Below are 24,878 nucleotides of genomic sequence, written 5' to 3'. Positions count from 1 at the left end.
ATACGTTTTACCTTTCCAGGGGGTACGCATATGCAGATTTTAACCAATGAATATCAGAAGGAAGTAAAGGTACATGGGGATTTTTAGTTTTCATTACTGATTAGTAATGAAAGGATATCAAAACATAACACAAATTCATTTCTCTGGTACTGGCATCACGAGATTGAAGTCGCATGTATGAAAATATGGATTGCGAGTATGTGTCAATCACATTTGATCCGAAATTGATTTATTCCTATGAAAACAGTATTTTCTACTTAAAATACGTATCCCCGTTTATTCATAATCTTGCATAATACCCATTCCATGTTGAAACATCAGGTAACATAAGGTATAACTAATACTGGAACCAGTATGAAAAAACCGTTGTGGTACTTGGAGGTTAGAGAATGAGCAACAGAATTTTACTCTTAGAAGATGATATCAGTTTAGTGGACGGCTTGAAATACACATTAAAACGTAATGGATTTGAAGTCGACCTTGTACGTACGATGAAAGAAGCACTGAGCCATCTTCCTCAAATTAACACATATGATTTATTAATTCTTGATGTGACTTTACCCGATGGAACAGGCTTTGAAGTCTGTGAAAAAGTAAGGAAACAGGGGAATCAGATACCGATTATATTTTTAACTGCATCTGATGAAGAAGTTAATATCATCAGAGGGCTGGACAGCGGCGGTGATGATTATGTGACAAAGCCGTTTAAGTTAGGAGAATTGTGTTCCAGAATTCGTGCACTGCTTCGTCGGACCGGAAATACCAATAATAACAATCATACCGTAATTGAACGTGGTGATATATGGATAGATCTGTTGGGAAGCCGTGTACAATTGAGAGGTAGAACGCTGGATTTAACAAGTGCAGAATACCGTCTTCTTTGCCTGCTTGTGAGAAATGCCGGCCGGGTAACAACACGCAGCAGTATTTTAGATGAATTATGGGACAGTACAGGTGATTTTGTAGACGATAATACTTTATCTGTTTATGTAAGGCGGCTTCGTGAGAAAATTGAAGCTGACCCATCCAAACCCGATCATTTGATAACGGTTCGGGGATTCGGTTATCAATGGAATGAGGTATCTGTATGAATATCTTTCGTGATAAACAGGTCAGAGATTTCGGCATATTTCTTCTTTTTTTCCTCTTTCTGGTTATTGCGTGCAGTGTGGGATTGCATGAAGCACAGGGAAAAATCGTACAGAACTTATTTTTATCTCATGATAATGCGGTTGTTACTTCTCTTCTGGAGCAGGGGGTTTCAAAAGATGTGATTGCGAAAGCCATCACCAGTTCGGCAGCCAGCCGGGATGGAATGGATTTTCTTTATAAAATTGGTGTAACAAAACATACCGCTATAAGGTTTCTTCCTTTTATTGCTGAATTTCAACATGTATCAGGGTATTCTATGCTCATAATAGGAGGACTTCTGTCTATATTGCTTTTAAGTGGTATATATAAATTCCTATGGATAAGGGAACACCTCTATCTGCAGGCGATTGAGGTGATTAACTGCTTTACTGAGGGGAATTTTTCCTGCCATATGCCGCAAATGAATGAGGGGACGATCTATCATCTTTTCGCTTCTGTAGAGCAGCTTTCCATGATATTACAATCTAAAAATGAAACAGGGAATAAAACAAAAGAGTTTTTAAAGAATACAATCTCAGATATATCACATCAGCTTAAAACTCCGCTCGCTGCTCTCACCATGTATTACGAAATCATTTCCGATGAACCGGACAATATTGAAACAGTAAAAGAATATTCCGAAAAGACAGGGTTGGCGCTGAAACGTATGGAACAGCTGATTCTATCCATGCTAAAAATCACTCGTCTGGATGCCGGCAGTATTGTCTTTGAAAAGGAAAGCTGCAGTGTATCAGATTTAGTTTCCCGCGCCATTGGTGAATTGACTACACGGGCTGCGCTTGAGGGAAAAGAAATTATGATAGACAAATCATCAGAAACGGCTTTCGTTTGTGATAAGCAGTGGACCAGCGAAGCAATTGGTAATATCGTTAAAAATGCTTTGGATCATACTCATTTTGGAGGTGAGATACATATTTCGTGGAAGAAGACTCCTGTAATGATCCGTATTTCTATATCCGATAATGGCACAGGAATTCCCGCAGAGGATTTACATCATATTTTCAAACGCTTTTACCGCAGTAAAAAATCTTTGGATACACAGGGCGCGGGCCTTGGTCTGTCACTGACGAAATCCATTGTTGAGGGGCAGGGCGGTATGATCTCTGTTCAAAGTTCTTTGCAGGAAGGAACGGTATTTACCCTTTCATTCCTTACGTAAATGTAAGCTGTTATTCACTGGATTGTAAGGCGTGCCTGTTATCCTTTACGGGAAAGGTGGTATTTAAATGGAAATATTAAACGTACAGCATTTAACAAAAGTTTACGGGAAAGGTGAAAATCAGGTAAATGCCTTAAAAGATGTTTCTTTTACATTAGAACAGGGAGAATTTGCAGCGGTGGTCGGAGAATCCGGTTCAGGTAAAAGTACGTTGCTAAATTGCCTTGGAGCCTTGGATACCCCTACCTCCGGGCACATCTGCATAGCAGGAAAAGATCTGTTTTCCATGAAGGAAGAACAGCGTACTATTTTCAGGAGGCGTAATATTGGCTTTGTATTTCAATCGTTTCAGCTGATTGCGGAATTGAATGTAGAGGAAAATATCATGTTTCCAATTCTGCTGGATTACCGGAAACCGGAACTATCGGCAGTGAATGAAATTCTGGAGGTCTTAGGACTAAAAGAACGCCGTCATCACCTGCCAAATCAGTTATCCGGCGGGCAGCAGCAGAGGGTAGCCATTGGACGGGCGCTTATCACAAGACCGAAATTAATACTTGCTGATGAGCCGACTGGAAATTTAGACAGTAAAAACAGCCAGGATGTGGTAGATTTGCTGGTAAAGGCATCACGTCTTTATCAACAGACTATTTTAATGATTACTCATAATAATAATCTGACTGTCTCTGCCGACCGTGTGCTGCGTGTGTCGGATGGTGTACTTACGGACTGGGGAGGAAGAAAAAATGAAAAGTTATCTTGACCTTGTCACTATTTCGTCCAGGGTCCATAAAAGGCAAAAGAGAATGTCTGTATTTTGTATTGTGTTGTCTGTCTTTTTAGTTGCGGTTATTTTTGGTATGGCAGATATGTTTATACGCAGTCAAATCATGCAGGCACATAAAGAGGATGGTAATTGGCATGCAGCTTTCAAGAGTATAAGTGAAGATGAGGCAAAGCTGATTTCTGCGCGTCCGGAGGTAATCGCTTCTTCCTGGTATGGTGTTCTCAATTATGGCGGTGATCAGGGTTATACGTTATCGGGCAAGAATGCCATCATTTGCGGAAGTGAAGAAAGCTGGACTACGCAAATGCAGTCCGGTTTCATTGAGGAAGGCGTGTTTCCTCAAAAGGACAATGAGGCCATGATAACGAAAAGTGCAAAGACTATGCTGGGGCTGCAGATTGGGGATCAGATTACAGTAGATACACCTGCTGGAACAAGTCTGCAATTTACTGTTTCCGGATTTTTAAAAAATGCAGCCAAAACAATGGAAGAAGATTCCTACGGAATTTTTTTGACAACCAATGAATTCCGTTCCATATATCCTGGAGTTACAGATGGGGAGCCTGCCGATTACAATAGTATCTATTACGTACAGTTCTCCACACATTGCAATATAAAAAAAACGATCAATGATATAAAATCTCAGTTTGGATTATCGGATAAGCAGATCTCTGAAAATACAAAACTACTGGGCTTACTTGGTCAAAGCGGTAATTCCTTCATGCTGCAGATATATGGTTCAGCTGCTGTTTTGTTTTTACTGGTATTACTTGCTGGTATCATGATGATTGCAAGCAGCTTAAACAGTGATGTTGCCCAGCGTACGGAATTTTTTGGCATGTTGCGTTGTATCGGAGCGACTCCAAAGCAGGTTATGCGATTAGTTATAAAGGAAGCTCTTGGCTGGTGTAAGCCTGGTATTTTGCTGGGCATTTCAATGGGGATGGTTGTAATCTGGTTTTTATGTGCGATGTTGCGTTATCTCAGTCCGGAGTATTTTGCAGGAATGCCTGTTTTTGGAATAAGCCTGCCAGGCATCTTTGCCGGCATCTGTGTGGGTGTCCTGACAGTTCTTCTGGCTGCCCGTTCCCCTGCAAAAAGAGCAGCGGGAGTTTCTCCGTTAGCTGCCGTATCGGGAAATGCAAATGATTTATGCCCTGTGCACAGTGCCATCCGAATCCCGTTTATTAAAATAGAAACGTCACTTGGTATCCATCACGCAAAATCAAGTAAAAAGAATTTTGTTTTGATGGCAGCGTCTTTTTCTCTCAGCATCATTCTGTTTCTTGCGTTTTCGGTTACGATTGATTTTATGCACCATACGCTCACTCCCTTAAAACCGTGGACACCGGACTTATCCATTATAAGCCCTGACAACAGCTGTTCCATCAGCAGCACCTTATTAGAAAAAGTCCGGAAAAATCCAGTGGTTAAGCGGGCATATGGACGTATGTTTGCATACAACGTGCCTGTTTCAGTAAATGGGAAAGAGAAAATGGTTGATCTGATCTCTTATGAGGAGAACCAATTTCAGTGGGCTAAGAATTATTTATTGGCGGGTTTTATAGATGAGGGAGAACGCGGGGGCAATACCGGGCTGGTTGTTTTTGACCGGCAGAATCCAACGCAGGCTGGAGATACAGTTACACTGCACATAGGAAATAATTCCCAAGATATTATCATTACTGGTTTACTTTCTTCAAGTCCTTTTAACAGCGCGCCTGGTGTCGGAACCATTATCTGTTCTGAGAATACATTCCGTAAACTGACCGGTCAAACGGATTATACGATAATTGATCTGCAGTTATCTAAGAATGCAGCAGAGTCCGATGTAGATGAAATTCATAGAATAGCCGGATCAGAAGTCATTTTCTCCGATAAACGCTCCGGCAACCGAAGTGTAACAGGCTCTTATTACTCGTTTGGATTATTTATCTATGGTTTTATGATCCTGATTGCATTAATTACCATTTTCAACATAGTAAACAGCATAGCAATGAGCGTTTTGGCCCGCATGAAACAATACGGTGCATTTCGGGCTATTGGCCTGAGTAACCGGCAGTTAATAAAAATGATAATTGCGGAGGCTTTAACCTATGCAGTCACTGGAAGCTTTTGCGGAGTTATTGTTGGTTTATTACTGAATAAGTTTTTATATGCAAAGCTGGTGACTTTTCATTGGGGCGAACAATGGAATATTCCATTTGCAGAAATAACCATCATAATTGCTGTTGTTATCCTGTCTGTTATTTTAGCCGTACATGGCCCGGCAAAGCGTATTTCCAATATGTCTATTGTAGATACCATCAGTGTACAATAGCTTGTTTAGGTTTAATAAAAATAATCAATATGTTTCTAAAATGATACTTGAGCTCAGGCGAATTATATTGTATAATATACACAAAAATAGAAAGTGAGAGCAAAAATAAGTGTATGAAAAGACCAAATGCATCAGTTGTCGAGTTTAACACTCCGTTTATACGTCAGCGTGCCGATCCATTTATATGCCGGCATGAAGACGGAACTTATTATTTTACAGCCTCAGTACCGGAGTATGACAGAATTATATTGCGCAGCGCAGATACAGTTAAGGGCTTACAGACTGCAGCAGAGCATGTGATATGGCACAAACATGAATACGGGGAGCAGGGCAGCCACATATGGGCGCCGGAGATTCATTACTTAAATGACTGCTGGTACATCTATTATGCAGCCGGAGAAACAGAGAATAAGTGGAAGATCAGACCTTATGTGCTGCAGTGTACAGGTCCGGATCCCATCACGGATCAGTGGAGAGAGCTGGGCAGAATGAAGGGATCAGACGAGGATCTCTTCACATTTCAGGATTTTTCACTGGACGCAACGGTTTTCCAGCATAAAAAGGAATACTACATGGTCTGGGCAGAGAAAACGGGCACTGGAAAAAAGATATCCCAGCTGTATCTGTCTAAGATGGAGACGCCCTGGAAGTTGTCAGGAGAACATATCCTTTTGTCCACTCCGGATTATGACTGGGAGCGGAGAGGTTTCTGGGTGAATGAGGGACCGGCGGTTTTAAAGCACGGCGGGAGAATCTGCCTGACCTACTCTGCCAGTGATACGGGAAGCAATTACTGCATGGGCATGTTAACCATTGATGAGACTGGGGACGTAATGGACCCGCACGCATGGAAAAAATGCAGGAAGCCTGTTTTAGTAACGGATGAAACGAAGCACATCTATGGACCTGGCCATAATTCTTTTGTAAAAGCAGAAGATCATGTCACTGATTATTGCATTTATCATGGAAGAGAGTATGGCGTAATAGATGGAAACCCTCTGTATGATCCAAACCGGCACACCATGATCCTGAAAGTGAAGTGGAGTGAAGAAGGAGATCCGGTGTTTTCTTTTGGTATGTAATTTTTTGCCCAAATGTTTAGAAAAAACTAAATTAATTCAATATAATGTAAAGGAGAAACAATATGAAACGTAAATTAACTGTTTTCCTGGCTGGTGCCGTAACGGCGGCTATGATGTTATCCGGCTGCAGTTCTGCAGCAGGAACAGATCCAAAAGCAAAAGCGGATACCGAAGCACAGGAGTCTGCTGCGGAAGATAACAAAGAAGTGGTGAATACGGTGGGGCCGGATTCCGGTACTCACTTGAATATGTGGTCATTTGCTGAGCTGCATAACACATTTTATGCGGATATGGTGGGACGATGGAATAAAGAGAACCCAGACCGCCAGATACAGGTTACCTTTACGACTTATCCGTTTTCCGATATGCATAATAAACTGATTATGGCATTACAGACCGGACAGGGAGCCCCGGATCTTTGTGATGTGGAGATCGGTCAGTTTCCCAACTTTCTTCAGGGGGATGTACAGCTTTATCCGCTGAACGATGCGCTTAAACCATATCAGAAAGATCTGGTACCTTCCAGATTAGATGTTTATTCCAAAGATGGCAATTATTATGGCGCGCCCACCCATGTAGGAGCTACGGTCATGTACTACAATATGGAAATACTGGATCAGTATGGAATTGATTATACGAAAATCAAGACATGGGGTGATTACACGGAAGCCGGAAAGAAATTAAAAGAGGCATCAGACGGAAAGGTGAAGATGACCAGTGTGGATACCGGAGGCGTTGACTGGCTGACCGTAGCAATGTCCGAATATGGAGAAGACTGGGCAGCGGGCAAGGACGGTTCCGTGAATGTACAGCTGGAATCCGTGAAAAATATGCTTGCCATGCAGCAGGCCTGGCTGACAGACGGGACTGCCATGATCTCACCGGCCGGAATTGTGGATGTGGAAGAGGGGTTCCAGAATATTCTGGATGGGAATATCGCTTCCTTTCCCAAAGCATTATGGTATATGAGCCGCTTTGTTAACTATATGCCCGAAATGAAAGGGAAGATCGCTTTGGCACCATTGCCGGTATTTAAAGAGGGGCAGAACCGCTCTGTAGGTATCGGAGGGACAGGAACCGTAGTGACAAAACAGTCTGCGAATCCGGAACTGGCAGCAGATTTTATTACATATGCGAAGTGCTCTCCAGAAGGAAGCCGGCAGATTTGGGAACAGCTTGGATTTGATGTATGTAATACCGACTTATGGACGGATGACACGGTAACGAAAGATTCTTCCAATCAATATATCAGCTTTTTTAAGACAAATCCGTTTGATGTTTTAAATGAAGTGAAATCAGAAATCAATACCTTAAGCATAACGAAAATGACTCCTGCAATCAATGATTATTTCTGTACAACGACCCTTAACGAGGTTTTAGAAGACGGGAAGGACGTGGATGAGGCTTTACAGGAAGCACAGGAATATCTGGAATTGGAACAGTAATTGTGATATGTTTCACCATCGGAGGGGATTGAATGAAAATAAAACGGATTTTCTATTCACAAAAAGCGGCTCCATTTATTTTTGTGCTGCCATTTATACTGAGTTTTACGGTATTCTGGATTTATCCTCTGTTCAGTACGGTTAAAATGAGTTTTCAGAGTATTCTTCCGGGACAGATTGAATGGGTCGGTCTTGCAAATTATGAAAAACTGCTGAAAGATACCACGTTTCATACAGCGATTAGGAACAGTCTTACCTATATGTTTTTTTCCATTGCATTGCTGATTCCATTTCCCATGCTGTTTGCTGTTTTGATGGACAGCAGTCTGGTGAAGGCGAAAGGATTCTGGAAAGGGGCTTTGTATTTACCTGCTCTTACATCAGTTGTGATTTCCGGTACTTTATTCCGGCTGATGTTTTCCGAACTGCCAACGGGTCAGATGAATGTCTTTTTAAACTTTCTGGGAAAGGCACCCATTCCGTGGCTGAAAGAAAGAAGTTTTGCCATGTGCGCCCTCTTAACCCTTTGCTGCTGGAGGTGGACCGGCGTGAATATGCTGTATTTTCTGTCCGGTCTCAAAAGCATCGATACCACCCTGTATGAATCCGCCGCTATTGACGGGGCATCTGCATGGAATAAATTCCGTTATATTACCATTCCTTTGCTGAGACCGACCACAATCTATGTACTGACCATCAGTGTTTATGCAGGACTGTCCATGTTTTTGGAAAGCTTTATGCTTTGGGCAGGAAATGCTTCACCAAAAAATATTGGTTTAACCATTGTCGGATACTTATATAAAAGAGGAATTGAAAAGAACCAGATGGGATATGCCTCGGCTGTGGGCCTGACTCTCCTTGGGATGGCACTGATTATAAATGTGGTCCAGCTCATTCTGAACGGGACCTTTAGAAAGGAGGAAAAATGATTATGAATCATAATAAGAAAAAACTCCTTTCCATACTTTCAACGGCGGCCTTTGCATTACTCAGCCTTTTGGTGTTGTTTCCGGTCTTGGCCGGGGCTTTGGCTTCTTTCCGGCCCGGCAGAGAATTAATCCGGCGCGGCCTCAGCATTAACCTGGATTTTTCCACAATGTCATTTAGCAATTATCACTATCTTTTTTCCTGGAATGCGGATTCAAAAAAGTATTTCATGTGGTTTAAAAACAGCATGGTACTGACTCTGCTTTCCGTAGTACTGACGCTGATTATCTGCTATTTTGTGGCTTATGGGCTGACCATGTATGATTACAGACTGAAGAATGTATTGTTCTTTCTGGTGATTGCAACCATGATGGTTCCGTTTGAAATACTGATGCTGCCCCTGTATCAGGAGATGATAGACTTAAACCTGATTGATACGGCTGCGGGTGTCATTCTTCCCGGTTTATGCAGTGCCTCCACCATCTTTTTCTTCCGGCAGTACATGATTTCCCTGCCAAGGGAACTGTTAGATGCGGGAAGGATCGACGGAGCCACTGAGTTTGGAATCTGTGTGAAGATCATGCTGCCATTAACCAAGCCCGCATTTGCAGCCATGGGGATTTTATGTGCTATGGGATCATGGAACAACATGTTATGGCCCATGATGGTATTCCGGAATTCGGATAAATTTACTCTGCCCATCGGTCTGAATACCCTGCTGACGCCTTACGGCAATAATTATGATTTGTTGATTGCAGGGTCCATGTTTGCGATTCTTCCGGTATTGGTAGTATTTTTATGTTTTCAGAGCTATTTTATTGAAGGTATGACAGCCGGTGCAGTAAAGGGGTGAATGAATGGGCAGTGGAAAAAAACAGATAAAAGCGGTTAGATATGGTGCTGCAGTATTGGTTATGGTCCTGTTGATATCAGGCGGTATTGCTCTTGCAGCAGGGAAAAAAAATACGTTAAAATCTAATATAAAATCAGAACCACTGAAACGGGTATCTGTCCACGATCCGTCCATAATCAAGGCTGGAAACGGAGAATATTACATTTTTGGCTCTCATCTGGCAGGTGCAAAGTCAAAGGATCTGGCGGACTGGAAATCTCTTGGCAAAGATTATGACAATGTTACGGATAACTGGCTTTTTGGAATTGTAAAGGAGAACCTGGCAGAATCATTTCGCTGGGCAGGTTATGATGACGGAGACTGTGCAGGTGGGAAATATGCCGTATGGGCGCCGGATGTGATCTGGAATCCGTATTATAATAACGGTAACGGAACAATGGGGGCCTATATGATTTATTACAGTGCCTCTTCCACATGGCGCCGCTCCTGTATTGGTTATGCAGTATCTCAGGACATAGAAGGGCCCTATACCTATGTAGGTACAGTTGTCTATACCGGTTTTACAAAAAACGGAAAGCCGGATGGTAAAAGCCAGAGAAATACCCGGTGGGATACTGATGCCATTCATATTAAAAAGCTGATTGATTCCGGAAGATTGAAAAATGGGATAAGCACGAAGTGGTTTACGGGGGAAGAATGGAACCATAACTATTGTCCCAACGCCATAGATCCCACCCTGTTTTTTGATGCACAGGGTCAAAGACTCTATATGGTTTATGGTTCCTGGTCCGGAGGAATCTTTCTGCTGGAACTGGACAGAGAGACAGGAGAAGCAAAGTATCCCGGAACGGATTCTGTTGATAAAATAAGCGGAAATTATGTGGACCGGTATTTTGGTATTCACCTTGCAGGCGGTAACCATCAGTCAGGGGAGGGACCATATATTGTCTATGATGATGAAGCCGGATATTATTATTTATATGAGACGTATGGAGCATTGACTGCCAATGGAGGCTATAACATGCGCATGTTCCGGTCAAAAGAAGTCACGGGGCCTTATCTGGATGCGGCAGGGAATCATGCAGCGGACAGTTATAGGAATAATGATCAGTATGGCATTAAGCTGATTGGGAATTATAAGCTTGCCGGCACCAATACCGGGTACAAGGCAGCGGGACATAACTCGGCATTCATTGATGAAGACGGGCAGCATTATCTGATTTACCACCAGCGGTTTGATCAGGGTACGGAATATCACGAGGTCCGGGTTCACCAGCAATTTCTCAATCAGAAGGGATGGCCGGTGACGGCTGTATATGAGAACAGGAATGAAAAGGCAGGCCATTATCCGGACAGCGATATTACAGGTACCTATGAATTTATTAATCATGGTCAGGATACTTCCCCCGGAATGATCAATCCTCAATCAATTACTTTACTGGCCAACGGTAAAATTGAAGGTGACAGGGAAGGAACGTGGAAAAAAATAAAAGGTGACCGGTATGATTATATCACCATCAATATGGAGGGTACGGAGTATCATGGAGTATTCTTTAAGCAGCATAATGAAAAAACGGTGTCAGAACAGGTGATGACGTTCACGGCTGTTGGAGATAACAACACGTGCATATGGGGAAGCAGGGAGTAATGAGCTGTGCAGTATATCTGAAAAAACAGTATTGTATGCAGACACGAATTCATGTATGATGATAGTTAGAATAAAGAAAAGGTTTTTCATAGTATACTGCGTATCTGTGTGAAAGGATCTGTTATGCTGCATATTAAAAATGTCGAGGAAGGGCTGAAGATTTATATCGCTCTGGGATCGGAATTGAGAATTAAGATTATAAAGCTTTTAATTGAACACACCGAGCTGAATATGAATGAACTGGCGTCCAGTTTAGGAGTGACCAATGGAGCTTTGACCAGTCATATTAAGAAACTGGAAGACTGCGGCCTTATTTGCGTGATTTCAGAACACAATGGTCACGGGAACCAGAAAATATGCCGTGTGAATGTGGATAAATTACTGGTGGATATAGCTCCGAAACAAAGTGACGATGGGAAAAACACCTATACCACGGATATTAAAGTCGGATATTTTTCCGATTATGAGGTTCTGCCCACATGCGGTCTGGCCAGCAGCCGGACAATTATTGGAGAAGTGGATGATCCCCGTTATTTTGCCCATCCGGACCGGTATCAGGCTGACATTGTCTGGTTTACCAAAGGATACGTTGAATATGTAATTCCCAATCTGCTGCCTCCTCTTCAGAAAATCGACCAGATTACATTTTCTGTGGAAATCGGGAGTGAAGCACCTGGAATTAACAATGACTGGCCTTCCGATATTACCATCAGCATTAACAATGTGGAACTTGGAATGTGGACCAGTCCGGGGGATTTCGGCGATGTTCCGGGGATTTTTACTCCGGACTGGTGGTTCCCCAACTGGAACCAGTATGGTCTGCTTAAGATGATTGTGGTCAATCAGTATGGAACCTTTATTGATGGTTTAAAGATATCCTCCGTTACCATTGATGATTTAAAACTGGATAAACGAAACCCCATCAGATTAAAATTCCAGGTAAAGGAAGATGCCGTAAATGCAGGCGGATTGACCATATTTGGAAGCAGTTTTGGAAATTATAACCAGGATATTAAAGTCCGGGTTCACTATAGCCCGGTAAAAGGCAAGAGTGAAGACTGATATAGGAGAACAGAACAAAAACCGGGAAATGATCGTCTGGAGGTGATCATTTCCCGGTGCTTTTTTATTTGGTATTTGCCATTTTATTTAATTCATTTGTTAAGGCTAAAACCTCTTCAATACTGGCTGTGGTTTCTTCGATTCCCGATGACTGCTGTTCGGTGTTTTTCATCGTGGAATTGGAAAACTGCAGTGTCTTCGTAATTGATTTTTGTATGTCTTCGGTCAGCTGAACGACTTTGGCTGCAGTATCCTTTGAATTCTGGGAAAGCTTTTGGATCTCGGTGGCAACGACTGCAAAGCCTTTTCCAGCTTCACCGGCCCGTGCTGCTTCAATCGAAGCGTTAAGACCCAGCAGCTTTGTCTGATCTGCAATGCTTTTAATGGAATTAAGGATGACGTTGATCTGCTCTGATATCTGCTTCACATTTACGATCTCTTTGTTCAGTTCATTCTGATTCTCAACGACTTGTATGGAGGATGCTGCCAGTTCTTCCATTGTTGCCTCGATCACTGAAAATTGATCGACCAGATCCTTGCTCATAGATTTTAATTTGTATTTCTGATAACCGATCTGGGAAAGCGAGTTGGCAACAATAAAAAGAACTTCCGCCGCTGCGTGGATATTTTTTTCTGATGTAATGTTCACTTCATGAAGCGCATTTATGTATTGATCTTCATTGACTCCGATTTCTCTTGCAACACGCCTGAATTCATCTTCATTGGGCTTTTTGCTTAAAATCTGACCGCCCAGAATCGTACCGATCAGCTCGCCTTCCACTATGATGGGGGCTGCAAAATCGATGAGGCCTGAATGGCATTTAAAGATATAAGGCCTTCCCAGTCTGGCTGCTTCTTCACCGCCCCTTTTATGGGAGGCGGCACATCGGCTATCTCCAGTCTTCGTCGAATGCGTGAATTGTGCGCAGATTCTTGTGTAAGAGCTTGGATTTGTAACCGGATTCCCCTCCCGGTCTACTGCGACGCTTGCAAGATTCATACTGTCTGCAAAATTATCAAGGAATTTTTGCAGCAGACTTATTTCCATTACATCTGAGAGATTGATTTCTGAAAGTGTTTTATAAACATTGTCATTTTTATCCATCTTCATACTATGTCCTCCGTGAATGTTGAAATTTAATAAAAAATGTTGAAATATGTCGAAAGATTTTACATAAATTTTACCACAAAACCAATGATTTGTATATATAATTTGAGAAAAAATTATTGATTGTGGTTCTCAATTGGGATTTTTTACCAATAAACAGAATTGAACGGTAGAATTACTATGTAAGATAAAACTAAAAATTATTTGATTGTATTTTTCGAGTAATGTTATAATTGTATATAACATTGTAAAAGGAGTGAGCAGATGAAACTGAAGAATGTGCTTCTGGCTGTTGCAGATATAGAAAAATCCAAGGCTTTTTACAGAGAGTTGTTCGGTCTTGGTGTAGTAACGGACTTTGGAGTGAATGTGATTCTTACGGAAGGACTGGTATTACAGGAGAAAAGTGCCTGGGAGAGTGGTGTGGACAGCACGGTGCACTTTGGAGGGTATGACGGAGCCCTTTATTTTGAGGAATACGATATGGAACGATTTCTTAACAGATTGGAAGAATCCGTCTATCCCATTGAATATTTAAATCCATGTTTTGAACGGGACTGGGGACAGAAAACAGTCCGGATTTTTGATCCGGACCGTCATATACTGGAAATCGGAGAAGCCATGTCTGCTGTAATAGCCAGACTGCTTCGGATGGGGATGACGCCGGAGGAAACGGCGGCAAAGACAAGGCTGCCCCTTTCTGTAATACTGGAGACGTGGAGTAATGGAAAGAACGTATAATGTAAAACATGATGTAAGGTTGACTTTACAATTAAAATGTCATATACTGAATGTAAGGTAAACGTGACAATAAGAGAGGAACAAATATGAAAAACCGGATCAGGCAATTGCGGGAGGAAAAGGGACTCACTCAGGAACAGCTTGGAGAACTGGTAGGAACTTCCAGACAGGCCATCAATGCAATTGAGACAGAGAAGTTTGAACCGTCCATCTGGCTCGCTTATGATATTGCCAGTGTGTTTGAACGTCCCATTGAGGATGTATTTCTATTTGAGGAAAGTGAAAGAAAATCGAGAGCGGATAAAAGCAGGAGGGATAAGAATGGCTGTCAGGAAGCTGCGGTATAATGATGATGAGATTCTTCGGAAACGCTGTAAAGAAGTAACGGTTATTGATGACAGAATCAGACAGAACCTTGATGATATGCTGGAAACCCTGCATCATACGGAGAACGGAGCTGCCTTAGCAGCCAACCAGGTAGGAATCTGTAAGAGGCTGGTGGTAATTGATTATTGTGACTGCCTGTTAAAGCTGGTAAATCCCAGAATCATCGGGTGCAGCGGGGAGCAGGAGTGTGTTGAGGGCTGTCTTAGTTTCCCCGACCGTTATGTAAAGACCATCCGCCCCAAGAAAGTCACCATCGAGGCAATGGATGAGAACGGGGATGAGATCATGGTCACCGGAGAAGATGAACTGGCAAAATGTTTCTGCCATGAACTGGAGCATCTGGACGGGATTATTTTTTTAGATAAAGCGATAGAAGTAGTTGAACTTTAGAATATGGAAATTTGGATACGGAAATTAGCAGTTTTATTGACAGAAATCCGGGAATGTAATAAAATAAGATATGTGTTTGAAATTATCGGCTTATGCTCCAATAGGCAGAACCAGATGATTTCATAAAAAAGGGGGATTACGAAAGATGGGCAGTTCAGTGACTGGAAATGAAATACTGGATTCTTTTTATTCTGTTATACCATATTTAATGAATTTATTTGATGAGGATGTATCCTTTGCTTTAACCGATGCAGAGAAGTTTATTAATGTATGGAATGGCAAAAAGTTAAAATTCCATGTTAATCCCGGTGACATTGTGCCTGCAGGAGGAGCAATCAGGGAGGCATTAGATTTTGGCAGAGTGATTATAAAAGATGTGCCAGCAGCTGTATATGGCATTCCATTCAAATCCTATGCAGTTCCCATAACGGAAAAGAACAAGGTGATTGGTGTCCTGACTTTAGGAAGAAGTCTGGAAAAGAGGAACAACTTAATTGAACTGATCAACAGGCTGACGGATGGTGCTAACCAGATTACCGAATCTACCAATGATGTGAGCAGGGGAATCGGACAGCTTAAGGATATGAACGGTGAGATATCTATTAAGGTAAAAGAAGCCAATGAAAGTACAAAGAATACAGATTCCATTCTGGACTTTGTTAAGGACGTAGCAACCCAGTCCAATTTACTTGGACTGAATGCAGCCATTGAGGCAGCAAGGGCGGGAGAAGCAGGAAGAGGTTTTTCCGTAGTGGCAGGAGAGATCAGAAAGATGTCAGCCTCTACCAGCGAATCCATCGGTCAGATAGACGGTGTGCTGAAAAGTATTAATGCATCCATTACTACGATTAATACACGTATAACGGAATCCAATCAGATTTTTACAAAAGAGACGGAAGAATTTCAAAAAATACTAAATTCCATTGAGGAATTAAACGGAACGGCAAAGCAGCTGGAAACACTTTTAGAGCATCTGTAGAGCCGCTAAAGAGATGGGGATAGAGCCAGCGGAGCACTATCTCTATTCTTATGTTTTAAATATCAGTTATCATAGGAACCATCAGGAAAGGGAATGACTCATGAAGATCAGGAAATCAAAAGTGGCAGTTGTAGGGTGCGGACTGGTAGGATCCTCCACCGCATTCAGTCTGGTAACACAGGGTGTATGCGATGAAATTTTAATGATCGATATCAACGAGGAAAGAGCATTGGGAGAAGTGCTTGATTTAAGGGATACGATCAAGTATCTGGACCGTAATGTAAAAGTACGTAAAGCCAGCTATGCAGATTGTTCAGATGTGGATATTATCGTAATCACGGCGGGAGCACCGCCCCAGAAAGGGCAGACCAGACTGGATACGCTGGAGGTCAGTGCCAGAATTGTGAAAACCATTGTTGACCCAGTCATGGCAAGCGGCTTTGACGGAATTTTCATTGTAGTATCCAACCCGGTTGATATCATTGCCCATTATGTTTATAAATTGTCCGGTCTTCCAAAGAATCAGGTAATTGGTACCGGAAGCTCCTTAGATACTTCCAGACTTCAGAATTTTATAGCGGAGCTTGTAAACGTGGATCCAAGAAGTGTTTATGCCTATTCCATGGGAGAACACGGAGATTCCCAGATGGTGCCATGGTCTACCGTGACCGTAGCAGGCAAACCATTTAATGACATCATTCAGGATAATAAAGATATGGTTGGTGATGTTGACCTGGATGAGATTGTGAAAAAGACAACCCTGGAGGGCTGGGAAATCTACAACAGAAAAGGAACCACTTATTATGGAATTGCCACGGCTTGTGCCGGTATCATCAAGGCAATTCTTTATGATGAAAACCGGATTATTCCGGTATCCACCTTACTGGAAGGGGAATATGGGGAAACGGATGTATTTGCCGGAGTGCCCACAATCTTAAACCGCACCGGTGCCGCTGATATACTGGAGATCCACATGACGGATGAGGAACTGGATAAGTTTCACCAGTCGGTGGAAATTCTCCGGGAGTATACGAAGAAAATGCATACGGTAGATTAACTCAGGCTTCGGATCTCGTGAATTCTCAGAAGAATAGGAAGCAGTGCGCCGGACACAACCAGGCTGAATAGATTCTGAACCAGATTGAAGGGGACATTAATAATGGCTGAGGCTGCATTATATACAATCAGCTCAAATATAAAATAACCTCCTGTGACGATACCGCTGCACACTATGCCTGCCGTCAGAAATGGCAGGATCCGATAACCTGCTTTGAGACGGCTGCGTGTAAGTCTGTGGTACAAATATCCGGCAGAGAAGGCGGCCAGTGTTTTAATGAGAAATGTAGCCGGTGCATAGAATGCGTAGCCTGAAAGCAAATCTGCCGTCATGGATCCAATCCCCCCTGCTAAAGCGCCGGTCACGGGACCAAGAAGGATACCGCTTAACAAAACCATCCCATCTCCCAGATGAATATAACCATTCATTGCAGTAGGTATATGTATTACCATGGTAGCTGCTGTGGTAAGTGCTGCCATTAAAGCTCCAAATACTAATTTTTTCGTTTTTTTGCTGTTCATAGTTATTCCGCCCTTTCAAATTAAATATCAGTTGTTTTGTTGAACTCTATCATATAGAAAAACTGGAGTTTTTTAAATAGCCAATTTAAGCAAATTCGTGCATACCAGTTGGGCGGGAAGAAATAGCTTTCCGCCAATTCCCTGATTACGTTTTCCCATATCTGGCAACCATAAGGTTAAATCATGGGATCATGGAGACTGGAGGACGATAAAAATGGCTGATATGAAAAATAAGGAAAAATTTTTTGCCGGGTGGTACTTTAAATTGCAAAGCGGCGACACGGTTCTGGCTCTGATTCCCGGACTTAGTATGGACGGGACGGGAAACGTATATCCATTTATACAGGTTATCTGGAATGAGCAGGCCTGCTGGGTGGATTTTAAAGAAGAGGATCTTCTTATTGACTGGAATCAGAAAAGGATTATTCTTGATGATAATATTTTTTCCCGCAGGGGAGTAAGGCTTAACATAAAGACAGATGACATATCATTAAAGGGTATTATCCGTTTCGGTCCAATTACCCCAATCCGGTATCCCATTATGGGTCCTTTTCAGATCATGCCTTTTATGGAATGCAAACATGAGATAATCAGCATGTCCCACAGACTGTCCGGAAAGGTGAAACTAAACGGTGCTGTTGTGGACTTTGTCGGAGGGCTGGGGTATATAGAAGGAGATAAAGGAAAATCGTTTCCGGAGAGCTATCTCTGGCTTCAGTGTAATTCATTTTCTGAAAATGCTTCTGTTATGGTCTCTATTGCTAAAATTCCATGGCTGGGATTCCGGTTTGAGGGCTGCATCGGCGTAATCATGTATCAGGGAAAAGAATACAGATTTGCTACCTATTTAGGAGCCAGAGTGGTGAGCAAAAGAGAGACGGCAGTGATTATAAAGCAGGGAGCATATATTCTGAAAGTGTTCCTTTCCAATCAAAACCGGAAGGGTGAGAAACGGTTTTCCCATCAGCTGTTAGCGCCCAGTCAGGGTGAAATGAGCCGTTTTGTCAAGGAAGAGCATTTGCTGCGGGGGAGATTTCTGCTGTACAAAGGAGAAAATATGATATTCGATCTTTCCAGCAGTTCCGTAAGTTTTGAATACGATTTATAAGAAAAACGGCTGTTATCTTACAGTTTGTTAAGATAACGGCTATTTTTCTAAATGAATATTAAGTTGGCATCGGGATGTGGGATTGATATAATAGATTTATATTTACTATATATAACAAATCGAAAGTGGGGACTAGAGATGAAGAAATCAGGAAAACTGAGTATTTCAACAAGGCTGAAACGGGTATTTGCAATTCTGGTATTTATTATTTTTCTTTCTTCAGTATTTTCGCTGGTCAGTTTTCGTTCTATTGGTAATAACATGTCAACATTTTACCAAGTTCAGTATGAGACCACAAAAAAACAGATGGAGATCCGTAAGGATGTACAGACGATTAATAAAAGAATCCTTTGGGCCGCCATTCGGGAAGATGCTTCTGTAACTGCAGAGCAGAAAAAGGAAATAGAAGGCAGATTCGAAAAAATTGTGAAATATATTGCTGTCATCAAAGAGAATCTGAAGGACAAGCAGTCGGTAGAAGCACTGGATCTGGCATTTGGTGATTTCCAGAAAGATACCGCTACGCTATTATCCATGCTGGAAAAGGGAGATACAAAAGGCGCGGTAGAGTACTACCAGACTACATTCAACGATGCATCAGAGGTACTTGCCGATGCTCTGGATAAAACCGGCACCCAGGCAGATGACGCTGCCCTTGCCAAATATACAAACAGCCAGAGAGTTGAACATCTGGCCACTGTTTGTCTGGCATTCTTTTCTCTGGCCTCTCTCGGCATTGCGCTGCTCATGGGAAGTCGGCTGACCAAATCAATTGCTGTTCCGTTAAAGGAGATTCAGAATGCAGCAGGAGAGTTTGCAAAAGGTAATTTACATACGGCGATTACATACGAATCCGGTGATGAGATCGGTCAGGCAGCCCAGGGCTTAAGAGTTTCCATGGAAAAGATCCGGTGTTATATTATGGAAATTGACTGTGCGATGGAGCAGATGGCAGGCGGGAATTTCAACGTGGATTTTTCCAGTGAATTTATTGGCGATTTTAAAAATATTGAATCTTCCCTGCATTGCTTTACTGAAAAGATATCAAGAAGCTTTGAAGAGATAAATGAAGCAGCCAATCAGGTATCCGATGGTTCCAGCCAGATATCGGAATCCGCCCGTTATCTTGCAGTCGGAGCCGAAAATCAGGCTGGCATTGCCGGCAGATTGTCGGAGTCAGTTACCCGCATCACAGAACAGATCGGTGAAAATGCGGAGCTGACGAAGGAAATCCAGATGGAGATGGAGCGGATTACCCAGAATATTTCTACGGAAAATCAGAATATGCAGGAAATGGTTTCTGCCATGAGTACCATAAAGAAGACCTCTGAGGAAATCAGTAAGATGATTGTAACCATTGATGATATTGCCATGCAGACCAATCTTCTGGCCTTAAATGCGTCCATAGAGGCGGCGAGAGCCGGAGAAGCAGGAAAAGGGTTCGCTGTTGTTGCGGGACAGGTCAGTCTCCTGGCAAGCCAGAGCAAAGAAGCCGCAAAAAATTCTTCTGACTTAATAGAGGCATCCTTAAAAGCAGTGGAAGAGGGAACTGTAATCGCAGACCGGGCAGCCGGCAATTTAAATGGCGTGGCAAAAGAAAGCAGTCAGATCATGGATAAGGTCCGCAGCATAGCAAAGGCTTCCATGGATCAGGCGGATTCTGCAAAAATAATTGAAAATGGAATCGGACAAATCTCCATGGAAGTGGATAAAAGTGCAGCGTCTGCGGAAGAGAATTCCGCTTCCAGCGAAGAGCTTGCAGGGCAGGCACAAAATTTAAAGGACTTAATCGGCCAGTTTCAGCTGAAAGCATAAATTATTTGATTTTCAGCGCAGAATAAAAAAAGGATACACGGGAAAGAGCAGCATACCTGTGTATTCTTTTTTTTGTCTGGAAAATTTTTATAAACAGTATATAACAGTTGACAACAGTAATATACTGTTATATACTGTTTGTCAAGGAGGGGTGATATGAAAATAATAATAAATAATTCATCCATGCAGCCCCTGTATGATCAGATCACAGAGCAGATCAAAAGCGGAGTCATGCAGGGTACGTTAAAAGAAGGAGATAACCTGCCATCGGTCCGGACTCTGGCAAAGGAACTGCGTATCAGTGCCTTAACAGTAAAAAAATCTTATGACATTCTGGAACAGGAAGGTTTTATTGTTACAATTCATGGGAAGGGAAGCTTTATTGCTTATGCCAGTCAGGAATTCATGCTGGAGGAAAAGAAAAAAGAGGTTGAGGCCGGGTTGGAAGCGGCGATTAGCAAAGGCAGAAGCTGCGGAATGAAAGATGAGGAACTGACGGAATTGTTTTATTTGATTTTGGAGGATTAATGATGTTGTTAAAAATGGAAAACATTCAGAAAACGTATGGAGATTTTACGATGAATTGTTCTTTGGAACTGCAGCCTGGATATATTACAGGGCTGATCGGACCAAATGGTGCAGGTAAAACCACTGTATTTAAATCTGCTCTGGGACTTATTTCGTTAGACCAGGGTGCTGTAACGGTGTTTGGAAAACCGTTTGATCAGCTGTCACTGAAGGATAAGCAGGATATGGGAGTAGTTCTGGCCGATTCGGGATTCAGCGGATATTTAACGATTCAGGATATTGCCAGAGTCATGAAAAATCTGTATCAGTTATTTGATCAGGACCTGTTTATAAAAAAGTGCAGGGAATCCGGCCTGCCTTTGAAAAAGAGAGTCAAAGATATGTCTGCAGGAATGAAAGCCAGGGTGAAGGTATTGGCAGCCATGTCTCATGAGGCCAGACTGCTCATACTTGATGAGCCTACGGCAGGACTTGATGTTCTCGCAAGAGAGGAACTGCTTGACACCATTCGGGAGTATATGGAGCCGGGAGACCGTTCTGTTCTGATCAGTTCCCATATTTCAACGGATTTGGAGCAGCTTTGTGACGATCTGTATCTGATTGATAATGGAACGATTGTTCTGCATGAGGAAACGGATGTACTCCTTGGCAGCTATGGTCTTTTAAAAGCAACAGAGGAACAGTATTCAGAACTGGATAAAAGTTATATTCTCTGCAGGAAAAAGGAAGCTTACGGCTACCGCCTTCTTACAGATAAGATCAGTTATTACCGGGAAAATAAGCCGGAAATTGTAATGGAAAAGGGAAGTGTTGATGAAGTGATTACGATGATGATACGGGGGGAACGGTTATGAGAGGACTGTTAATAAAAGATTTTCTGCTTCTGAAAAACCAGCTGCGCATTTTCCTGCTTTATATCTTTTTGTCAGTGGGAATGCTTGTGGCAGATTTTAATCCGGTTTTTGTGATTAATTATACCACTTTAATCTTTTGCATGTTTACGCTCAGCTCTATTAGTTACGATGAATTTGACAATGGGTATGCTTTTTTGTTCACCCTTCCTATCACCAGGGAGCAGTATACGGCGGAAAAGTATGTATTTGGTATCCTTACGGGATGCTTAGCCTGGCTGGTTGTGACCATAATTGCAGTTATCATGAATGTTCTAAGAGGAAGAGGGGATACTTGGGGAATTGCAGTTTTGGCGCTTTTGTTTCTTTTTTTAGCTTTCCTGTTCTTATCTGTGGTAATTCCGGTACAGTTGAAGTTTGGCCAGGAAAAGGGAAGAACTGCTTTGAGTTTAATCATTGGATTAATCTTTGCTTCCGCATTCCTTACAGTGAGAACGGTAAAAATATTCAAGGTGGACTTATCCGCAGCAGCTGAACGGTTAACCGCCCTTCATCAGGGACCGGTTATCGCGGTCCTGCTTCCAGGCAGTCTGATAGTAATGATTGTATCTTACCTGGTTTCTGTCAGAATCATGAAGAAAAAGCAATTCTGACAGAAACTGGATTATCGCCCCTTTTTGGCATTTGCATGCTGAAAGGCCAATCTGTGCCGGCCGGGAGTCATATGATATTCCCGCTTATATAGCCGGTCAAAATAACTGGTGCTTTCAAAGCCGGAGCTTTCCGCGATATCGGTGATGGACCGGTCTGTATGCAGAAGAAGGGTTTTTGCCTGATTTAACCGGTATTTATTTAAATATTCAATGGGAGAGAGAGGGATGGAACACTGGAAACAGCGGAGTGCCTCTCTTTTGCTGACTCCAACCGAGCGTGCAATATCTTCCAGAGTCAGTCTCTTTTCATAGTTCTGTTCAATAAAATGGGTCATTCGTCTGAACCGGGCCTGGGAAAGGCGGTTGACCCCTGCATTTTCCATAGTGGCAAATTCATCTTTGTGTTCAAACAGGACGCACCAGATCTGGCAGACCAGTGCATGTGCTCCAAGCTCCCAGGTTGCTGTCTGATCCTCACACAGTTTGTAAAGGTCTGACAGAATGAAAAGTAAACGGTTCTGCCAGGGATTTTTCGCCCTTAATACAAAGTGGGATATGCCGGAAAATAAAAAGGGAGCCAGGAACTTTTCGTAGATTGAACTTCCTTCCCGGGCAATAAATTCCGGAGCGAAGAGTACATTTGGTATAATTGCTGTTCCGGTTGATAAAAAGCGGTGCATGGCACCGGAATTAATAAAGACACCGTCACCGGGTTCCAGTATGTAATGGATGTTTCCGATGGAACAATGTACGATTCCCTCGGTCACAGATACCAGTTCAAATTCCCTGTGCCAGTGCCAGTCAATGCAGCGGTTGTCAAACTTTCCCACATCTTCATAGTAATATTGAAACGGAAAGTCAGCAAAACCATGGGAGACCAGCTCCATCATGGATTCATCGGTCAGTATTTTTGTGCTTTGCATAGAGCGCTCTCCTTTTTGTGATCGGCTAGATTGTATCATAAGCTGGCGGTAAATTGCAAGATCTGAATTACCATCTGCGGTATAATACAATAAAATGACTCGGGAGGGACGGACGCATGAAAGAAAATTATAAAAGTACCATTTATGCCTGCTTTTTAAGCTACATTGTTCAGGCAATTGTCAATAATTTTGTACCGCTTTTGTTTCTGCATTTTCAATGGGAGTATGGGATATCATTATCAAGAATTACCCTGCTTGTCACAGTTAATTTTGGTGTTCAGCTGCTGGTGGATCTTTTATCGGCTGCATTCATTGACCGGGTGGGATACCGGATTTCCATGGTTGCCGCACACGTCATGGCAGCTGCCGGTCTGATTCTTTTAACGGTACTGCCTGGAATCGTTTCTGTTTCATGGGCTGGATTACTGCTGGCTGTTGTGATCTATGCCATTGGCGGAGGTCTTTTAGAGGTTCTTGTCAGTCCCATTGTGGAAGCGTGTCCTACAGATAATAAAGAAAAAGCCATGAGTATGCTGCACTCCTTCTATTGCTGGGGACATGTGGGAGTGGTTCTTATTTCCACCTTATTTTTCCGGATCTTTGGCATCGGAAGCTGGAAGATACTGGCGATTATCTGGGCGGTTGTACCGGCTGTATGCATGGTTTTATTTTTCCGTGTGCCCATAGCTTCTCTTGGAAAGGGGGAGGAAGGTATGTCCTTTGGCACATTGATTGGTAACAGGTTCTTCTGGATCTTTATGCTTCTTATGGTTTGTGCGGGAGCAAGTGAACAGGCAGTCAGCCAGTGGGCATCGGCATTTGCAGAAGAGGGACTGGGGGTGACGAAGACCATTGGAGACCTGGCTGGTCCGATGCTGTTTGCCCTTATGATGGGGATATCCAGAGCTGTTTATGGGCAGTATGGGGAAAGATGGGAGCTGAAAAAGGTTATGGCAGCCAGCGGAGTTCTTTGTATGGGATCTTATCTTTTAATTACCTGCTCTCCCTATCCGGTTCTTGGACTGATCGGCTGTGGATTGTGCGGCTTTTCAGTTGGGATCATGTGGCCAGGAACATTTAGTCTGGCTGCCGCTTCGATTCGGGGCGGAGGCACAGCCATGTTCGCTTTCCTGGCGCTTGCCGGTGATCTGGGTTGTTCTGGGGGACCTACGGTAGTTGGAATAGTTTCCGGGGTGTTTGGCAGCAATTTGAAAATCGGCATATTTTCTGCAATTGTCTTTCCCCTTATTCTGGTAATTGTTATTATAAGGTTTTTGGCAGTGCAGAAAAATTGATTTAGATTGGTTTAAAGAAATAAAAAATGGAGGAAGCAGTTCAAAATAATGAACTGCTTCCTCCACTTTTGTATCTCGGTACAATAA

The 24,878-nt window shown here is 42.6% G+C and carries 24 protein-coding genes; 21 read left to right on the top strand and 3 right to left on the bottom strand.

Going from position 1 to position 24,878, the window contains the following annotated elements:
- Positions 1 to 389: 389 nt before the first annotated feature.
- The 10 genes from DS742_RS25300 to DS742_RS25255 all read left to right on the top strand — a co-directional run bounded on the left by DS742_RS25300 (position 390) and on the right by DS742_RS25255 (position 12,435).
- Positions 390 to 1,091, top strand: coding sequence for a response regulator transcription factor (locus DS742_RS25300; protein WP_117419705.1), 702 nt, complete (start codon positions 390 to 392; stop codon positions 1,089 to 1,091).
- Positions 1,088 to 2,311, top strand: a complete 1,224-nt coding sequence (locus tag DS742_RS25295; protein WP_117419704.1) for a sensor histidine kinase — start codon at positions 1,088 to 1,090, stop codon at positions 2,309 to 2,311. The genes DS742_RS25300 and DS742_RS25295 overlap by 4 nt, the downstream gene beginning before the upstream one ends.
- Positions 2,312 to 2,378: 67 nt before the next feature.
- A complete protein-coding gene (locus tag DS742_RS25290) occupies positions 2,379 to 3,074 on the top strand; it encodes an ABC transporter ATP-binding protein (RefSeq protein WP_117419703.1) in 696 nt (231 codons plus the stop codon).
- Positions 3,058 to 5,418 (top strand): ABC transporter permease, encoded by a 2,361-nt coding sequence (locus DS742_RS25285; protein WP_117419702.1) that lies wholly within the window; start codon positions 3,058 to 3,060, stop codon positions 5,416 to 5,418. Before DS742_RS25290 ends, DS742_RS25285 begins: the two co-directional genes overlap by 17 nt.
- Before the next feature lie 113 nt (positions 5,419 to 5,531).
- Positions 5,532 to 6,500: a family 43 glycosylhydrolase gene (locus DS742_RS25280; RefSeq protein ID WP_117419701.1), complete on the top strand. Its 969-nt coding sequence runs from the start codon at positions 5,532 to 5,534 to the stop codon at positions 6,498 to 6,500.
- 62 nt (positions 6,501 to 6,562) lie between these two features.
- Positions 6,563 to 7,945, top strand: coding sequence for an ABC transporter substrate-binding protein (locus DS742_RS25275; RefSeq protein ID WP_117419700.1), 1,383 nt, complete (start codon positions 6,563 to 6,565; stop codon positions 7,943 to 7,945).
- A gap of 32 nt (positions 7,946 to 7,977) precedes the next feature.
- Positions 7,978 to 8,874 (top strand): carbohydrate ABC transporter permease, encoded by an 897-nt coding sequence (locus tag DS742_RS25270; RefSeq protein WP_117419699.1) that lies wholly within the window; start codon positions 7,978 to 7,980, stop codon positions 8,872 to 8,874.
- A gap of 2 nt (positions 8,875 to 8,876) precedes the next feature.
- Entirely contained in the window at positions 8,877 to 9,725 is an 849-nt protein-coding gene (locus DS742_RS25265) for a carbohydrate ABC transporter permease (RefSeq protein ID WP_117419715.1), read from the top strand.
- 4 nt (positions 9,726 to 9,729) lie between these two features.
- Complete coding sequence (locus DS742_RS25260; RefSeq protein WP_117419698.1) at positions 9,730 to 11,373, top strand: glycoside hydrolase family 43 protein; 1,644 nt, start codon at positions 9,730 to 9,732, stop codon at positions 11,371 to 11,373.
- A gap of 123 nt (positions 11,374 to 11,496) precedes the next feature.
- Positions 11,497 to 12,435: an ArsR/SmtB family transcription factor gene (locus DS742_RS25255; protein WP_117419697.1), complete on the top strand. Its 939-nt coding sequence runs from the start codon at positions 11,497 to 11,499 to the stop codon at positions 12,433 to 12,435.
- Between the two features lie 64 nt (positions 12,436 to 12,499).
- Here the strand turns inward: DS742_RS25255 and DS742_RS25250 are convergent, their stop codons facing one another.
- Positions 12,500 to 13,546 carry a PocR ligand-binding domain-containing protein gene (locus tag DS742_RS25250; RefSeq protein WP_117419696.1) on the bottom strand — a complete coding sequence of 349 codons (1,047 nt, stop codon included), beginning with the start codon at positions 13,544 to 13,546 and terminating at the stop codon, positions 12,500 to 12,502.
- 261 nt (positions 13,547 to 13,807) lie between these two features.
- Between DS742_RS25250 and DS742_RS25245 the strand changes: the two genes are divergently transcribed.
- From DS742_RS25245 to DS742_RS25225, 5 genes are all read left to right on the top strand, one after another.
- Positions 13,808 to 14,284 (top strand): VOC family protein, encoded by a 477-nt coding sequence (locus DS742_RS25245; RefSeq protein WP_117419695.1) that lies wholly within the window; start codon positions 13,808 to 13,810, stop codon positions 14,282 to 14,284.
- 86 nt (positions 14,285 to 14,370) lie between these two features.
- A complete protein-coding gene (locus DS742_RS25240; RefSeq protein WP_117419694.1) occupies positions 14,371 to 14,631 on the top strand; it encodes a helix-turn-helix transcriptional regulator in 261 nt (86 codons plus the stop codon).
- Positions 14,606 to 15,061 carry a peptide deformylase gene (gene def, locus DS742_RS25235; RefSeq protein WP_117419693.1) on the top strand — a complete coding sequence of 152 codons (456 nt, stop codon included), beginning with the start codon at positions 14,606 to 14,608 and terminating at the stop codon, positions 15,059 to 15,061. Before DS742_RS25240 ends, def begins: the two co-directional genes overlap by 26 nt.
- 145 nt (positions 15,062 to 15,206) lie before the next feature.
- Positions 15,207 to 16,040 carry a methyl-accepting chemotaxis protein gene (locus DS742_RS25230; protein ID WP_117419692.1) on the top strand — a complete coding sequence of 278 codons (834 nt, stop codon included), beginning with the start codon at positions 15,207 to 15,209 and terminating at the stop codon, positions 16,038 to 16,040.
- A 100-nt stretch (positions 16,041 to 16,140) separates the two neighbouring features.
- On the top strand, positions 16,141 to 17,097 hold the full coding sequence (locus tag DS742_RS25225; protein ID WP_117419691.1) for an L-lactate dehydrogenase: 957 nt from the start codon (positions 16,141 to 16,143) through the stop codon (positions 17,095 to 17,097).
- Here the strand turns inward: DS742_RS25225 and DS742_RS25220 are convergent.
- Positions 17,094 to 17,618 (bottom strand): ECF transporter S component, encoded by a 525-nt coding sequence (locus DS742_RS25220; protein WP_117419690.1) that lies wholly within the window; start codon positions 17,616 to 17,618, stop codon positions 17,094 to 17,096. The two genes, DS742_RS25225 and DS742_RS25220, sit on opposite strands and share 4 nt — an antisense overlap.
- A 214-nt stretch (positions 17,619 to 17,832) precedes the next feature.
- Between DS742_RS25220 and DS742_RS25215 the strand changes: the two genes are divergently transcribed.
- The 5 genes from DS742_RS25215 to DS742_RS25195 all read left to right on the top strand — a co-directional run bounded on the left by DS742_RS25215 (position 17,833) and on the right by DS742_RS25195 (position 22,573).
- Positions 17,833 to 18,726, top strand: a complete 894-nt coding sequence (locus DS742_RS25215) for a tocopherol cyclase family protein (protein WP_117419689.1) — start codon at positions 17,833 to 17,835, stop codon at positions 18,724 to 18,726.
- 138 nt (positions 18,727 to 18,864) lie between these two features.
- Complete coding sequence (locus DS742_RS25210) at positions 18,865 to 20,541, top strand: methyl-accepting chemotaxis protein (protein ID WP_170313590.1); 1,677 nt, start codon at positions 18,865 to 18,867, stop codon at positions 20,539 to 20,541.
- Between the two features lie 156 nt (positions 20,542 to 20,697).
- The gene (locus DS742_RS25205; RefSeq protein WP_117419687.1) at positions 20,698 to 21,069 is read left to right on the top strand and encodes a GntR family transcriptional regulator; all 372 of its coding nucleotides are present in this window, start codon (positions 20,698 to 20,700) and stop codon (positions 21,067 to 21,069) included.
- Positions 21,070 to 21,074: 5 nt separating this feature from the next.
- Positions 21,075 to 21,923, top strand: coding sequence for an ABC transporter ATP-binding protein (locus DS742_RS25200; protein WP_117419714.1), 849 nt, complete (start codon positions 21,075 to 21,077; stop codon positions 21,921 to 21,923).
- Positions 21,920 to 22,573: an ABC-2 transporter permease gene (locus DS742_RS25195; RefSeq protein ID WP_117419686.1), complete on the top strand. Its 654-nt coding sequence runs from the start codon at positions 21,920 to 21,922 to the stop codon at positions 22,571 to 22,573. Before DS742_RS25200 ends, DS742_RS25195 begins: the two co-directional genes overlap by 4 nt.
- 11 nt (positions 22,574 to 22,584) lie before the next feature.
- Here the strand turns inward: DS742_RS25195 and DS742_RS25190 are convergent, their stop codons facing one another.
- A complete protein-coding gene (locus DS742_RS25190; protein ID WP_170313589.1) occupies positions 22,585 to 23,496 on the bottom strand; it encodes an AraC family transcriptional regulator in 912 nt (303 codons plus the stop codon).
- A 116-nt stretch (positions 23,497 to 23,612) separates the two neighbouring features.
- Here DS742_RS25190 and DS742_RS25185 point away from each other — a divergent pair, with 116 nt between their 5' ends.
- The gene (locus DS742_RS25185; RefSeq protein WP_117419684.1) at positions 23,613 to 24,791 is read left to right on the top strand and encodes an MFS transporter; all 1,179 of its coding nucleotides are present in this window, start codon (positions 23,613 to 23,615) and stop codon (positions 24,789 to 24,791) included.
- The last annotated feature ends 87 nt before the right edge of the window (positions 24,792 to 24,878 follow it).

Source organism: Lacrimispora amygdalina (assembly GCF_003432035.1).
Lineage (GTDB): Bacteria > Bacillota > Clostridia > Lachnospirales > Lachnospiraceae > Lacrimispora > Lacrimispora amygdalina.
Note: the sequence above shows the minus strand (reverse complement) of the source record. Positions and strands in the feature narration are given on the sequence as shown.

Bases quoted from the DNA above. Each gene is read 5' to 3' on its own strand.
- DS742_RS25300 (WP_117419705.1), top strand. From the start codon at position 390: ATGAGCAACAGAATTTTACTCTTAGAAGATGATATCAGTTTAGTGGAC.
- DS742_RS25295 (WP_117419704.1), top strand. From the start codon at position 1,088: ATGAATATCTTTCGTGATAAACAGGTCAGAGATTTCGGCATATTTCTT.
- DS742_RS25290 (WP_117419703.1), top strand. From the start codon at position 2,379: ATGGAAATATTAAACGTACAGCATTTAACAAAAGTTTACGGGAAAGGT.
- DS742_RS25285 (WP_117419702.1), top strand. From the start codon at position 3,058: ATGAAAAGTTATCTTGACCTTGTCACTATTTCGTCCAGGGTCCATAAA.
- DS742_RS25280 (WP_117419701.1), top strand. From the start codon at position 5,532: ATGAAAAGACCAAATGCATCAGTTGTCGAGTTTAACACTCCGTTTATA.
- DS742_RS25275 (WP_117419700.1), top strand. From the start codon at position 6,563: ATGAAACGTAAATTAACTGTTTTCCTGGCTGGTGCCGTAACGGCGGCT.
- DS742_RS25270 (WP_117419699.1), top strand. From the start codon at position 7,978: ATGAAAATAAAACGGATTTTCTATTCACAAAAAGCGGCTCCATTTATT.
- DS742_RS25265 (WP_117419715.1), top strand. From the start codon at position 8,877: ATGAATCATAATAAGAAAAAACTCCTTTCCATACTTTCAACGGCGGCC.
- DS742_RS25260 (WP_117419698.1), top strand. From the start codon at position 9,730: ATGGGCAGTGGAAAAAAACAGATAAAAGCGGTTAGATATGGTGCTGCA.
- DS742_RS25255 (WP_117419697.1), top strand. From the start codon at position 11,497: ATGCTGCATATTAAAAATGTCGAGGAAGGGCTGAAGATTTATATCGCT.
- DS742_RS25250 (WP_117419696.1), bottom strand. From the start codon at position 13,546: ATGAAGATGGATAAAAATGACAATGTTTATAAAACACTTTCAGAAATC.
- DS742_RS25245 (WP_117419695.1), top strand. From the start codon at position 13,808: ATGAAACTGAAGAATGTGCTTCTGGCTGTTGCAGATATAGAAAAATCC.
- DS742_RS25240 (WP_117419694.1), top strand. From the start codon at position 14,371: ATGAAAAACCGGATCAGGCAATTGCGGGAGGAAAAGGGACTCACTCAG.
- def (WP_117419693.1), top strand. From the start codon at position 14,606: ATGGCTGTCAGGAAGCTGCGGTATAATGATGATGAGATTCTTCGGAAA.
- DS742_RS25230 (WP_117419692.1), top strand. From the start codon at position 15,207: ATGGGCAGTTCAGTGACTGGAAATGAAATACTGGATTCTTTTTATTCT.
- DS742_RS25225 (WP_117419691.1), top strand. From the start codon at position 16,141: ATGAAGATCAGGAAATCAAAAGTGGCAGTTGTAGGGTGCGGACTGGTA.
- DS742_RS25220 (WP_117419690.1), bottom strand. From the start codon at position 17,618: ATGAACAGCAAAAAAACGAAAAAATTAGTATTTGGAGCTTTAATGGCA.
- DS742_RS25215 (WP_117419689.1), top strand. From the start codon at position 17,833: ATGGCTGATATGAAAAATAAGGAAAAATTTTTTGCCGGGTGGTACTTT.
- DS742_RS25210 (WP_170313590.1), top strand. From the start codon at position 18,865: ATGAAGAAATCAGGAAAACTGAGTATTTCAACAAGGCTGAAACGGGTA.
- DS742_RS25205 (WP_117419687.1), top strand. From the start codon at position 20,698: ATGAAAATAATAATAAATAATTCATCCATGCAGCCCCTGTATGATCAG.
- DS742_RS25195 (WP_117419686.1), top strand. From the start codon at position 21,920: ATGAGAGGACTGTTAATAAAAGATTTTCTGCTTCTGAAAAACCAGCTG.
- DS742_RS25190 (WP_170313589.1), bottom strand. From the start codon at position 23,496: ATGCAAAGCACAAAAATACTGACCGATGAATCCATGATGGAGCTGGTC.
- DS742_RS25185 (WP_117419684.1), top strand. From the start codon at position 23,613: ATGAAAGAAAATTATAAAAGTACCATTTATGCCTGCTTTTTAAGCTAC.